The organism is Bacillus sp. AFS098217, assembly GCF_002551815.1.
Lineage (GTDB): Bacteria > Bacillota > Bacilli > Bacillales > Bacillaceae_G > Bacillus_A.
Genome location: NZ_NVPR01000003.1, coordinates 34,534 through 47,804, shown reverse-complemented (window position 1 = coordinate 47,804; position 13,271 = coordinate 34,534). Strand labels below are relative to the sequence as shown.

Sequence of the window (13,271 nt, the reverse complement as noted above, 5' to 3'; positions counted from 1 at the left end):
CGTTTTAGCTTACAATAATCTTACAATTTTGTAAGGTATACATATTGAGATAAATTAGGCAGAGGGGATTTAAGAAGAGAGCAAATTGGTTGACGAACCTTTTCTTTCTTACAATAATATTGTATGAAGGAAAGGAGGGAGGAACATGGAAGCTTATTTTCGAGCGGCTCCATTAGATCCGTTTGTTCCATACTCAAAACAACATGTTATTATACTTCTTATTATCGGTGTAGGAATTTATTGTCTGTATCAATATCAGGATTTACTTCGCCAAGAGCAATGGAATGTGATGATTCGATATACAATTGCTTTTTTATTTATTGGTAGCGAAATTGGGCTGGATGTATGGCAAATAAAAGCGGGGATTTTTCAATTAAGTACCTCATTACCATTTGAGTTATGTACGATTAGTTTACTATTAGCAACAATTATGATTGTAACGAAAAGCTATAAGTTATATGAAATTGTCTTTTTTACAGGAATTATTGGGGCATCACAAGCGATTTTGACACCAAACTTACAGTATGCTTTTCCGCATTTTCGCTTCATAGAATTTTTCATCGCACATGTATTACTCATCTGGGCACCATTATTTATGACATGGGTGGAAGGATACAGACCAACTTTTCAATCCATTAAGCGTACGATGTTGTTTTTAAATATATTGGTTCCGATTGTTTCGTTCGTAAATTATAAAACAGGGGGAAACTATATGTTTTTAGCACATAAACCAGAAACGGCTTCATTACTGGATCTGTTAGGCCCTCACCCATACTACATTATTTCATTAGAAATCATTGCGTTTATTGGATGCTTACTTTTATATATACCATTTTCCGGAAACGAAAATCGTATGCATAAAGAATCGCTAGGATCATAATCTAGCAATTCTTTTTTTGTAGAAAATATTTACAATTCTGAAAATTGTTTATAAAATAGAGCGGAGTATAAATAAATAGAATGGAATCTTGTATAGAGAGAAGGGGGAAGATGGCAAGAAAGGTTATTTCAAATGGTATAGAGGTTATTATACAATTTATGCTTTCAATTGTAGGAATTATTTGTTTAGGCGCTCTACCAAAGCTATTTGAAGGATTACATATTGACTTTTCGGGGTATGTACAGGCTTTAAAGATGTTGTTTGTGAAATTGATAGATGTTTCAAGCTTAACATATGCAGGTAATAAACCTTTATTTCCGCAACTATTTGTTCATTATAAAGAAACCATGACTATTTTTTTAGCTTCATTTTTTATTTCGCTATTTATAGCTTTTTGCATCGTTTACATCATAATTAGAAGTCGTCCGCGCATACAACGTCGTATAAAATCATTTCTTCTTTTTCTTGAGTCTATTCCAGACATTCTTCTTATTCTTGGATCACAAATTTTTGTTGTATGGATTTTTCAAAAGACAGGGTTTTTACCTGTAAAAATCGCTGCACTAGGAACAGACTCAATTCGGGGTTTGCCCATTATTTGTTTAAGTGTCCCAACTACTATTATGTTTGTGAAGTTATTACTGCTTCGTTTTGAAACAGAATTAGAAAAAGATTATGTTTTATTTGCAAAGGCAAAAGGATTGGATCGTTTTCATATTTTAAATCATCATGTGTTACGAAATGTATTGCTTAGTACGCTATTCTTTGCAAAAACGAACATTTGGTTTATGTTATCAAATTTGTATATTATAGAATGGATTTTTAATACGCATGGCATTTTTATATTCATTAAAGGGTATCAAGCGATTGAGGTTTTTACAATAAGTGTATTACTTATTTATATTCCAATCTTCATCCTATTTAAATCATTTCATTATTTCGTTCCAGATGCGATGAAAGAGAGGCAATAAGATGTGGAAATATGTAAAGCGTGATAAACGATTTTGGCTGAGTAGTTTATTTCTTATCGGATTAGTTGTTGTAAGTATAGGAAATACGATATGGAATGATGGACATATTCGTGAAGTATCTTTGCAATATGATGCACAAGGAAATCCAGAAGTTCCACCATTTCCGCCCTCATCGCAATTTTTACTTGGAACAGATCGAAAAGGTTATGATCTGTTAAACCTAGTTATTGAGGGAGCAAAATGGACTATTGGTATATCTGCTTTTATCGCAGTCATGCGTATGATAATAGGGGTATTTTTTGGTGTAGTATTAGGGACATATATAAAAAGGGGATTCACAAAGATTGAAGCCTTTTTTGATAGCTTTACAGTGATTCCAACAGTAATGATCGCTTATTTTTTACTGCAGTTTGCGAATAGATTTGCAAATGGGCAAGAAACATCAACTTTTTTTGAGAGAGCTTCATTTCAAGTCATATTGCTTGTTGTACTTGCGATTCCAACCATTTCTCTTTACGTTGCGAATGAGGTTCGGAAATTACAAAGGGAAGAATTTATTGATGCTGCCCGTATACTAGGAGGAAGTAAACGACATATTGTGGTTAAACATGTGTTTCCACATTTATATATGACGTTTGTACTTGTATTAATGCAGCAGTTTATTCAAACGCTTATTATTTTTCTTCATTTAGGATTGCTTGAAGTATTTTTTGGCGGGACGGTACAATTTGGTGGATTGGTCAAAGAAATAGACTCCTATACACATGAATGGTCAGGTTTAATTGGTGTATATTTCCGTTCTTTAACAGTGCATCCATGGATTCCGCTTGTACCAATTACTTTTTTTGGCCTTACTATTTTTTCAGGAAATATGATAGCAAGAAGTATAGAAGATGCCATAGCGAAAGTAAGGTTAGGAGAAAATAAAAAGAAAGAGGATGTCGAAGAGGTACAGCACGTTTCGCATTCGAAAGAAGAATTGTTTACATTTAAGCATACAATGTAAAGAGCCTAGGAAATTAGGATCTAAGCTATATATAAACCCCCTCTTTTTGGGTGGGAGAGAGGATCTGGCCATGCATAGAAGCGGTCAGGGCCTGTTTCTGCCCCATGCGAAGTAAAAACAGAAAGAGTAAACGAGTGTAGGTTACTTTTTATTCTGCATAGCAGGGATTTAGATGTTGAAAAATTATAAATCATATAATCTAAAAAATGTTGTTCTTATATATACATCAATTAAAAACCCCCTCTTTTTGGGTAGGAGAGAGCATCTGGCCATGCATAGAAGCGGTCAGGGCCTTTTTCTGCCCAGTGCGAAGTAAAAACAGAAAGAGCAAACGAGTGTANNTACTTTTTATTCTGCATAACAGGGATTTAGATGTCGAGAAATTAAAATGGATTTATATGATGAAAGTGTATGGCTCCTACCGAATTTTTCGAGGAGGTAGCTGGGCTGAGGAGGCCAGAGGCTGTGGGGATTCGTGTCGTTGTAGCCATCCGTCATTTTGCATAGATGACCTTGGGTTCCGTCTTGTCCGGTCTTTGTAACTGCTACAAACAAGCGCTCAACTAGCCGTATTAAGTGATAGAAAATAAAAGAAGCAAGCATTTCTGTATAAATGCTTGCTTCTTTTTTATTTAGTAGAAACTTCACCTGCTGTTTGCGTCTGAGGAATAAAGTATCCTACGATACCGCCAACAATTGCCGGAATAATCCAGCCGATTCCTAATTTGTAAAGAGGAATGGTACTTACGATGGATGCAATGGCAGTTGGGATCATTCCCACATTATCAAGTGCATGAATACAGCTAATAATAAATGCGGCAATCATGGCACCGATGTATACAGAAGGTTTACGCTTCGTGTATTTATCGATGAATGATACAAAAATTAAAATGATTGTAATTGGATAAAGAATAATTAACACAGGTAATGTGATTTTAATTAGTAAACTTAAACCTAAGTTTGAAATGATAAAGCTAAAGATACAAACAGATAATACAAGTTTCTTATAAGAAACATTTGTTAATATAGTTGTGAAATAGTTTGCGAAAGCACTAACAACACCGATTGCTGTTGTTAAACAAGCGAATACAATGGCAATGCCTAGCATGATGTTACCGCTTGTCCCAAATAATTGATACATAACAGTTGCTAATAGTTGGCCGCCGTTTTCAAATTGCCCTAGGCTTCCATTTGATGCACCGATATATCCAAGTAAGAAATAGACAATTGTTAAGAAAAAAGCGGCAATACTTCCACAAATAATTGTGTATTTAGCAATGGATGCCTTTTCTTGTACACCGTTTTGGCGAATTGCATTTACGACGATTGTTGATAAAACGAGAGCACCAATTGCATCTAGTGTTAAGAATCCTTCTAAAAATCCCTTGAAAAATGGAATTTCTTTATAATCGCCGACAGGATTTACAAATGATCCCGTAGGTGAAAGGATTGCTTTCGTTGCCATAACAGCAATAATTCCAAGTAAAATCGGTGTTAATATTTTTCCGATATGATCAACTAATTTAGATGGATTTAATGATAAAAAGTAGACGATCGTAAAGAAAATAAAAGTAAAAATTAACATAGAATACCAATGATCGTGGAAAAGTGGTGCGATCCCAACTTCATAAGAAACAGATCCCGTTCGTGGAATAACAAATAGCGGACCGATTGAAAGATAAATAATAATGGCTAGTACTGCTGCGAATTTTGGATGAACACGGCTCGCTAAATTCTTAAAGCTACCACCTGCAAGAGCAACAGCAACTATTGCTAATAGGGATAAACCTACATCTGTAATAATAAACCCTGAAATAGAAACCCACATATTTTCTCCTGAAGAAAGCCCGAGAAGTGGCGGGAAAATCATATTACCAGCGCCGAAAAAAACCGCAAATAGCAATAAACTAATGGAAAGAATTTGCGATGGTTTTAAAGTGTTACGCATATATAGAAAATCCTCCTAAGAAGTATTTTGTCGAAAATTCAAACAATTTGTCAAGTAACTGTTTTTATTTTAAAGGTCTGATGACCATAAAGCAATAGGGAATTTTGAAAAAATAGAAATTAATGCGTCAAATCGAATAATTATACTATTTATAGTTTGAATAGAGAGGATGTTACTCTTGAAAGAAAGGGAGGCAATGAGGATAAAAAATACACATACCGATATGATATGTGTATGTAGTGGAATTAAAAATAAATTTTGCGATCACGTTCTTCTTTTAGAATTTCGACCGCCTCGCGGAAACGTTGGGAATGAACGATTTCACGTTCTCGTAAAAAACGTAAACTATCATTTATATCAGGATCGTCTGATAAATTGATGAGCCATTGATATGTCGCTCTTGCTTTTTCTTCAGCAGCAATGTCTTCATATAAATCAGCAATAGGATCACCTTTTGCTTGTATATATGTGACTGTAAATGGTGTACCAGCTGCATTATGATAATGTAGGGCGCTATCATGGTCGGCATAATGAGGATCAAGTCCGGCTGCTTTCATTTGCTCAGGCGTCGCATCTTTTGTTAGTTTGTAGACCATTGTCGCTATCATTTCAAGGTGGGCAAATTCTTCGGTACCGATGTCTGTAAGTAAACCAATTACTTTATCAGGAATGCTATAACGTTGATTTAAATAGCGAAGTGCGGCAGCTAACTCTCCATCTGCACCGCCGTATTGTTCAATTAACAATTTTGCGAGTGCTGGATTGCACATACTTACTTTTACAGGATATTGCAATTTTTTTTCATATATCCACATAGTTCTTCTCCTTTAAATTTGCCATGGCCACGGACCTTTACTCCATTCCCACGGAGCCTTAGAATAGCTATTCCCAAATTGCTGAAGGGGTCCATATTTCTCTTCGATTTTTTGCCGTAACAATCGTCGTTTATAAGAAAAATCATTAAATTGATTAATAGATGTAACATCATCAGGGTGTGTATCTAAATATAGTGTTAGTTCAACTAGTACAAAATCGAGTTCTTGCAGTTCTTCCATCCATTGATAATACTCTTCTGGTAATGATTGAGCCACGATTATGTTCACCGCCCTTTTTTGTATGGATTTTCGTAATAATCATAAAAGACAGGCCATAAAGTACCTTTTCTTAAAGCTTCTTTTGGGGAGAACTGTGGTAAATTTGGCGGTTGAAATCCTAAATATAGATTAGGAGGGGTAGAATAGTATTTTTTCCCGATAGGAGGACAAGGATCTTTTGGACCATGGTATGGTGTATACGATTTCATATACTTATTCATGACAGAACCTCCTTATATAAAACTAAAAACTTCATCACTATATACTGTATTCAGACATAATCACCTTTTATGACACATATAGAAAAACTAATAGGTACAGGGGGGAAATGCATGTGAAGCATATTACAAACTCTATTGTATTAGAAGTAAGAAATTTAAAAGAAACATTATATTTTTATGAAGGCATTCTAGGATTATATCCTAGTTCACAAAGACCGCAATTAGATGTTACGGGTGTATGGTATGACATTGGTTCGACAAGGATTTGTTTTGTAGTAAACAAAAATCAAAGGGGAGAGGTTACGGAAGATTTACCTTCATGTAAAAGGATTACCTTTTCGATTTCTGATATAGAAAAGGTAAAGAAAAAGCTGGAATTCTATCGAATCTCATTTCGTGAAGAGCATTGTGATGAAGGAGAAGCGATTATTGTTCATGATCCAGATCAGCATAAACTTCAAATTGAAAGTAAATGAGCTTAAAGAAAACGATAATCAATGAGGGTGTTACTGTCTATTCATGTGATATATAACAGCATAAAACCCCTCTTTTTAGGTGGGAGAGAGGATCTGGTCATGCATAGAAGCGGTAAGCGGTCAGGACCTGTTTCTGCCCCGTGCGAAGTAAAAACAGAAAGAGCAAACAAGTGTAGGTTACTTTTTATCCTGCATAGCAGAGATTTAGATGTCGAAAAATGAAAATGGATTTTGAGCAGTTTTATTTAAAAGCTGTGGAAATGACGGGATATTTACGTACAGAACTGAAACATTTTCCGGCTTTGAAGAAATTTACGAAAGATGTTTCATTGGAACTGAATTTATTTTCACATTTTCTGCATGAATTAGAACTATCTGAGCAAATATTAAGCTCATTATCTGCAAGAATGGCAGACCATATGGCAAGAGAGGAATGTTATTATTTACTAAAATTAGCCCAATCATCTGGATTAGAGATACCAAAATGTAACCCTCTATAGGAGCAGGTAAAAAGCCGCATTATGTGGCTTTTTGTTCGTTTATAAAAAGAAGGTGGATAGGTATATGGTGTTAAGAAAATTCATGTACATTTCTTTTATTTTTTACATTTTGGGAGAAACTAAACAGACGCTTAAAGAAGGAGGATTCATACATGCAATTAGCGACACATGAGTTACGTGATTTAAGTGAAATGATTATGGGTTGTTACAATACGATTAATACAATGTCTACATATATAAAACAAGCACAAGATCCGGATTTAAAACAACTATTACAACAACATTTGCCCTTTCACGTACAGGATTATAATTTGAAACTAGAATTTGTACAAAACGATTCGATTCCAAATGTCTCAAAATGTCAATTAGCTAAACTAAATCCAGTACTATCCTCTTATATACAAGCACCTTCAAAAGAGTATTTGCCAGTTACACCAAGTATGACTGGACAACCTCCTTCTGATCGAGCAATTGCGATTGGATATCTACTTACTCAAAAATCTGCTGCATTTAACTATGCAGGTTCTTTATTAGAATGTGCCAATCCACATTTAAGAACTTTGTTAGAAAATGCTTTTTTAAACAGTAGTCGTCATGCTTATGACATTTGGCAGCATATGGTGAAGAGAGGATATTACCAGTTATCTCCGGCACCAGACTCTGAAATAAAGGCAATAGCAAGCATGTATCAGTCATTACCAGAATAAAAAGTTGACAAGTTTCGTCAAATATTTTAAGGTGATTTTATAAAATTGTGTATATAAAGGGGAGTAACTTATTACAATAAAGTCGTCATTACAGGGAGAAACCCTCGGCTTTATTGGCAACGTTTTTGTTGTTAGTGAGACCTTTACCACCAATGGTAAAGGCCCCTTATTGTCTTTTTTAGGACCTTTATCATATTTGGTAAAGGTCCTTTTTGTATACAAAAAAGGAGAGATGATAAATGAAAAAATTTATAAGCAGATTTCGATTTATGCTTCATTTTCGACGTTTCATTCCATTTTTATATGACTTTTTTACCTCAAAAGAAGTCCCTGTGCAGAAAAAGATATTATCCATTGGTTTTTTAATTGGATATGTTGTATTTCCATTTGATCTCATTCCTGATTTTCTGTTTGCTTTTGGCGTGTTAGATGATGTTGCTGTCGCAATATTTATTTTGCAACGCATTGTAAAAATGGCGCCGCCGCATTTACAAGAAAAATATGACTTAAATAAAGGATAGAGGTTAAAAATATGGAGCAGCTTATTTTGGATATCATTGAATATTTAAAGCAATTTTCTTATTTTGGAGTTATTGCAGCTCTAACATTTGAGTTTATTCCAGCCGAAATCGTTTTACCGCTTGTTGGCTACTGGGTGTATGAAGGAGATATGAATTTTTGGTTAGCGGTATTGGCTGGAACAATTGGGGGAACGACAGGACCATTAACTTTGTATGCACTTGGTTATTATGGAGGTCGCCCATTGTTAATGAGATATGGAAAATACTTTTTCATAAAAGAAGAACAGATTCAAAAAGCGGATCATTTCTTTGAGAAATATGGACCTGTTGTGGCTTTTGCTGGACGATTTATCCCTGGAATTCGGACGCTTATTTCAGTTCCGTGCGGTATGGCGAAAATGAATATTTGGCAATTTAGTATATATACATTTATGGCAATGCTACCATTAACGGCGTTATACATATATGTAGGAATGAAGTTAGGGCCTCACTGGAAAAAAGCGGGCGAAGTTCTTGAACCGTATATGTTGCCGATATTAGGAATCGTTTGTTTTGCTGTAATCGGGATTGTAATCTATAAAATTATGAAAAAAAGAAATAAAACGCAGTCTGTATAAATACGAGTTGAAAAACCGACAAAAAACCCCCTCTTTTTAGATGGGAGGGAGCATCTATTCATGCATAGGAACGGTCAGGGCCTGTTTCTGCCCCATGCGAAGTACAAACAGAAAGAGCAAACGGGTGTAGGTTACTTTTTATTCTGCACAGCAGATCTATATAAGTACAAATTGAAAAATCGACATAAAACCTTTCTTTTTAGGTGGGAGAGAGAATCCGGCCATGCATAGAAGCGGTCAGAGCCTTTTTCTGCCCCATGCCAAGTGAAAACAAAGAGAGAAAACAAGTGCAGGTCACTTTTTGTTCTTCATAGCTGCGACTTATATGCGGGAAAATCAAAATGGATATATATAGATGTCAAAAAATGAAAATGGATTTATATAGTAAGGCATGAATTGTAGTGGCGTATTGAATATGCGAAGCAACTTGTTGAAAAGAGTGTAAATAAACAACAACTTGTGATGACAAGCTTCTTTTTTGTTATACTAATAATAGAAAGCTAGGGTAAGGGAGCGAATGATTTGGAAGAGAAAAAGCTAAAGAGAATTTTGGAATATGTATGGATCGTGGTTGTGCTCCTTGTTGGATATTACGTATTCAAAGATAAAAGCAAATGGATGCTATTTTTACTGACTTTTTTATTAGCAGGATTAGGAACGTTATTTATTAACTTTTTCTTTGATAGTGTAACCGCGTGGAAAAAGAAAAAGAAAGATACAAAATAGCCGAGGAGGATAGATATGCGAAAGTGGAAGCTTGTGTATCAGTTGGTTGTAATGGTGATCGTTGTTATGGTTGGTATCATCAACTATTCTTCACCGTTAGGAGATTGAGCATGGTTTACGGCTTGCATCGGTGCATTTCTCATTCTACAGACGTTAACGAAAAAGCATATGAGAGAATGAAAACAGCTCGCTACTAAAGCGAGCTGTTTTCTTATGCTTCTTTTTTCGTATCGTTATTTTTGTCTGTAAGTAGGTGGCTATTACGTCTAGAGTAGAAGAAATATACACATAGCCCAATGACAAGCCAAACAGCGAAGCCCATCCATGTTGTTGCTGAAAGGTTAGCCATTAAATATAAACAACAGCAAATCGCAACGATTGGTAATATCGGGACAAATGGTGCACGGAAGCCTCTTTTTAAATCAGGATGTGTTTTACGTAAAATAAGTACAGCAAAACAAACAAAAGTAAAGGCAGTTAGTGTACCGATGTTCACTAAATTTGCGAGCAGGTGTAGGTCGAGTAATCCTGCTAATAAAGCGGCTAATATCCCAGTAATCCATGTGTTTAATAAAGGGATTTTCGCCTTTTTACTGACGCGAGCTAATGCTTTTGGAAGTAGACCATCACGGCTCATTGCATAAGAAACACGGACTTGCCCATACAATAACGACTAAAAGAACAGTTGTCATTCCTGTCATTGCACCGACAGCTAATAAACTAGCAATTGTGTCTTCACCAACGAAATGCAGCGCAAAAGCAACGGGATCAGAAACATCTAATTGTGTGTAAGGAACCATCCCCGTTAAAACAAAGGACACAAGCATATACAATACGGTACAAATAAGAAGAGAACCAATGATTCCAATTGGTAAATCTCGCTGCGGTTTTTTGGTTTCTTCAGCTGCTGTCGCGATTGCGTCAAATCCTAGAAAAGCAAAAAATACTGTTGCTGCACCAGTAATGATACCATCGTATCCAAATGGTAAAAACGGTGTCCAGTTTTCAGGTTTTACGTATTTCGCACCTGCTACAATGAAAGCAATGATAACCGCTAATTTGATTAACACCATAATATTATTAATACGAGCACTTTCACGTATACCAAAGCTAAGTAATAGTGTGATAAAAAGTAAAATACATACAGCTGGTAAATCGATTAATCCGCCTTTTCCCATGCCAGGGGCTGAGGCGATGATGGCGGGAAGATGAATATTAAATCCTTGAAGTAACGATTGTAAATACCCTGACCATCCTACAGCGACAGCCGCGACTGCCAGTAAGTATTCTAGCATTAAACACCAGCCTACAATGAAGGCAACGATTTCTCCGACCGTCATATACGCATACGTATAAACACTTCCTGAAATAGGGATAGAAGAAGCGAATTCGGCGTAACAGAAGGCGACGCAAGCACAAGTAAATGCGGCGATAAGAAAAGATAGCATAATGCCCGGGCCAGAATGCTTAGCTGCCACAATTCCTGTTAAGACGAAGATTCCTGTCCCGATAACAGCACCGATTCCTAAAAAAGTTAAATCTAGTGCAGTTAATGTTCTTTGTAATTGCCTAGGTGATTCAGTAGTAAGTGGTTTCTTTCGTAATAATGACTTCACTTGGACTCTCCTCTCATACTTCAATCTTCACAACTGCGAATAGAATGCGAGCCCACTGGAAAATAGTTCATACGTAAATAGAGGTACAGTTGTGTATTTTTCTCTCGCGATTTGCGGACAGTAACGCTCCTGCCTCAAAATTAGAAGCTATATGGGAAATAAACTGTCCGTAAAAGCTCGATTGGTGAAAATCAATAATCAGCGGGGGATGGAGAAAACCCACTAATTAAAGTTTCGCTTTATGACAAATATAGAATGGCTGTAGTAATTTTATTATAATTCATAATATTTTGTCGAATGAAAATGTAACAAATAAAATCTTGTTTGTAAGGAGAGACTATTATTAAAAATATACGTATTTTGTAAAGCAGGAGAAGATGTTATGCTGTTTTATTTTGAACTGGTCGTTATTTTACTTTGTACGAAGTTAGCGGGCGATATTAGTGTTAGACTTGGACAACCATCGGTATTAGGCAAATTAATGATTGGAATTATTATTGGCCCTGCTGTCTTTGGAATTATTGATAGTTCTGAACTGATCGATGAACTAAGTGCGATTGGTGTTTTGCTGCTCATGTTTATGGCAGGGTTAGAAACGGATTTAGAAGAATTAAATCGTAATTTAAAATCTTCATTTGCAGTAGCGATGGGAGGAATTATTTTTCCTTTCTTTGGTGGATATTTAGCGGGTCTCGCTTTTGGGATGGTACAATCAAATGCCATTTTTTTAGGGTTATTACTTTGTGCAACATCGGTGAGTATTTCTGTACAAACATTGCGGGATTTAGGAAAAATGAACACGCGAGAAAGTACGACGATTCTCGGAGCAGCTGTGTTCGATGATGTTATCGTTGTTATTTTGTTAGCTTTTGTTATGAGTTTTCTAGGTACGCAAGATGTGAGTATTACACTTGTCATTGCTAAGAAAATCATCTTTTTCGTAAGTATTGTTTTCATTGGTTGGAAAGTTGTTCCGTGGATTATGAGAATGTTGGTGCCGCTCCGTGTGTCAGAGGCGTTAATTAGTGCAGCGCTTATTATTTGCTTTTCCTTTGCTTACTATAGTGAAAAAATGGGGATTGCTGGTATTATCGGAGCTTTTGCGGCGGGAATTGCAATTTCTCAAACAGAATATAAGCATGAAGTGGAACATAAAATTGAACCGATTGCTTATGCCATTTTCGTACCAGTCTTTTTTGTTAGTATTGGGATGGAGATCACCTTTCACGGGATTGGGAGTCAAATGTGGTTTATTGTGATCATGACCATCATTGCGATTCTCACAAAGTTAGTGGGGTCTGGTTTAGGAGCAAGGTTAACGGGATTTAATTTGAAATCTTCAATTAGTATAGGGGCTGGTATGGTATCGCGCGGGGAAGTTGCACTTATTATTGCAGCAAATGGGCTAACTGCGAATTTATTAGCGAAAGAGAATTTTACAGCCATTGTAATTGTTGTTATATTGACAACCATTATTACGCCACCATTATTGAAGAAGTATTTTGTATAACGACAAAAAACAGGAGCCTGACAGCTTCTGTTTTGTTGTTATATGAGACACCTATATAATATTAAAAAGCGATATTAGTAGGAGTAATTATGTTAAAATCTATGTATGTGATAGGACGAAAAGGAGAGCAATATATGAAGATTACATGGAAAAAAGTTATATGTGTCGTTGTAATTCTCGTAATGTGCCTACCCTTTACATTGTGGAAAGAATCAAAAGTGAAAGACTTCCCTGTTTCTGTTTTTTCTTCTTATGTTGCAGGGGATGATTCGGAAGGGTATAGATACACTTCCTTGTTACCTGACTTTGCAATTTGGATAAATGGATGGGAAAAGAAGTGGTCGGAAGGAGAAAGAACGGTCTATCAAAAAGGGGATCGAACTGTAAATGTTTTTCATCCTCCCGGTGAAGATGTCTTTTATCTTTGTGATTCAAAAGATATGGAATTAAGATATGAAAAATAAAAGCAACCGCAAGA

The 13,271-nt window shown here is 35.8% G+C and carries 15 protein-coding genes and 2 pseudogenes; 12 read left to right on the top strand and 5 right to left on the bottom strand.

Features of this window, described 5'->3' with window-relative positions; all coding sequences use genetic code 11:
- Positions 1-145: 145 nt before the first annotated feature.
- From COO03_RS00985 to COO03_RS00965, 4 genes and pseudogenes are all read left to right on the top strand, one after another.
- Positions 146-880 carry a YwaF family protein gene (locus COO03_RS00985; RefSeq protein ID WP_097894611.1) on the top strand — a complete coding sequence of 245 codons (735 nt, stop codon included), beginning with the start codon at positions 146-148 and terminating at the stop codon, positions 878-880.
- A 110-nt stretch (positions 881-990) separates the two neighbouring features.
- Positions 991-1,851 carry an ABC transporter permease subunit gene (locus COO03_RS00980; protein WP_097894610.1) on the top strand — a complete coding sequence of 287 codons (861 nt, stop codon included), beginning with the start codon at positions 991-993 and terminating at the stop codon, positions 1,849-1,851.
- Between the two features lies 1 nt (position 1,852).
- Complete coding sequence (locus COO03_RS00975; protein WP_097894609.1) at positions 1,853-2,857, top strand: ABC transporter permease; 1,005 nt, start codon at positions 1,853-1,855, stop codon at positions 2,855-2,857.
- 392 nt (positions 2,858-3,249) lie between these two features.
- Positions 3,250-3,399: pseudogene (locus COO03_RS00965) on the top strand (formylglycine-generating enzyme family protein); the annotation flags it as partial.
- An 86-nt stretch (positions 3,400-3,485) separates the two neighbouring features.
- Here COO03_RS00965 and brnQ2 read toward each other — a convergent pair.
- The 4 genes from brnQ2 to COO03_RS00945 form a co-directional block, all read right to left on the bottom strand.
- Positions 3,486-4,805, bottom strand: coding sequence for a branched-chain amino acid transport system II carrier protein BrnQ2 (brnQ2, locus tag COO03_RS00960; protein WP_097894606.1), 1,320 nt, complete (start codon positions 4,803-4,805; stop codon positions 3,486-3,488).
- 245 nt (positions 4,806-5,050) lie between these two features.
- The gene (gene cotJC, locus COO03_RS00955; protein WP_097894605.1) at positions 5,051-5,620 is read right to left on the bottom strand and encodes a spore coat protein CotJC; all 570 of its coding nucleotides are present in this window, start codon (positions 5,618-5,620) and stop codon (positions 5,051-5,053) included.
- A 12-nt stretch (positions 5,621-5,632) separates the two neighbouring features.
- Complete coding sequence (locus COO03_RS00950) at positions 5,633-5,896, bottom strand: spore coat protein CotJB (protein WP_141523289.1); 264 nt, start codon at positions 5,894-5,896, stop codon at positions 5,633-5,635.
- 8 nt (positions 5,897-5,904) lie between these two features.
- On the bottom strand, positions 5,905-6,120 hold the full coding sequence (locus COO03_RS00945) for a spore coat associated protein CotJA (protein ID WP_097894604.1): 216 nt from the start codon (positions 6,118-6,120) through the stop codon (positions 5,905-5,907).
- 113 nt (positions 6,121-6,233) lie between these two features.
- On the opposite strand from COO03_RS00945, the gene COO03_RS00940 reads away from it, so the two are divergent.
- From COO03_RS00940 to COO03_RS00915, 6 genes are all read left to right on the top strand, one after another.
- Positions 6,234-6,596, top strand: a complete 363-nt coding sequence (locus tag COO03_RS00940; protein WP_097894603.1) for a VOC family protein — start codon at positions 6,234-6,236, stop codon at positions 6,594-6,596.
- Between the two features lie 218 nt (positions 6,597-6,814).
- Positions 6,815-7,096 (top strand): DUF2935 domain-containing protein, encoded by a 282-nt coding sequence (locus tag COO03_RS00935; RefSeq protein ID WP_255287494.1) that lies wholly within the window; start codon positions 6,815-6,817, stop codon positions 7,094-7,096.
- A gap of 152 nt (positions 7,097-7,248) precedes the next feature.
- Positions 7,249-7,803, top strand: coding sequence for a spore coat protein (locus COO03_RS00930; protein WP_097894602.1), 555 nt, complete (start codon positions 7,249-7,251; stop codon positions 7,801-7,803).
- 239 nt (positions 7,804-8,042) lie between these two features.
- The gene (locus COO03_RS00925; protein ID WP_097894601.1) at positions 8,043-8,324 is read left to right on the top strand and encodes a YkvA family protein; all 282 of its coding nucleotides are present in this window, start codon (positions 8,043-8,045) and stop codon (positions 8,322-8,324) included.
- An 11-nt stretch (positions 8,325-8,335) separates the two neighbouring features.
- The gene (locus COO03_RS00920) at positions 8,336-8,941 is read left to right on the top strand and encodes a DedA family protein (RefSeq protein WP_097894600.1); all 606 of its coding nucleotides are present in this window, start codon (positions 8,336-8,338) and stop codon (positions 8,939-8,941) included.
- Between the two features lie 522 nt (positions 8,942-9,463).
- Positions 9,464-9,667, top strand: coding sequence for a hypothetical protein (locus COO03_RS00915; protein WP_097894599.1), 204 nt, complete (start codon positions 9,464-9,466; stop codon positions 9,665-9,667).
- A gap of 211 nt (positions 9,668-9,878) precedes the next feature.
- On the opposite strand, the pseudogene COO03_RS00905 reads toward COO03_RS00915, so the two are convergent.
- Positions 9,879-11,283, bottom strand: a pseudogene (locus COO03_RS00905) (amino acid permease).
- A 382-nt stretch (positions 11,284-11,665) separates the two neighbouring features.
- Here COO03_RS00905 and COO03_RS00900 point away from each other — a divergent pair.
- Positions 11,666-12,793: a cation:proton antiporter gene (locus COO03_RS00900; protein WP_097894598.1), complete on the top strand. Its 1,128-nt coding sequence runs from the start codon at positions 11,666-11,668 to the stop codon at positions 12,791-12,793.
- A 134-nt stretch (positions 12,794-12,927) separates the two neighbouring features.
- Positions 12,928-13,257 carry an outer surface protein gene (locus COO03_RS00895; RefSeq protein ID WP_097894642.1) on the top strand — a complete coding sequence of 110 codons (330 nt, stop codon included), beginning with the start codon at positions 12,928-12,930 and terminating at the stop codon, positions 13,255-13,257.
- The last annotated feature ends 14 nt before the right edge of the window (positions 13,258-13,271 follow it).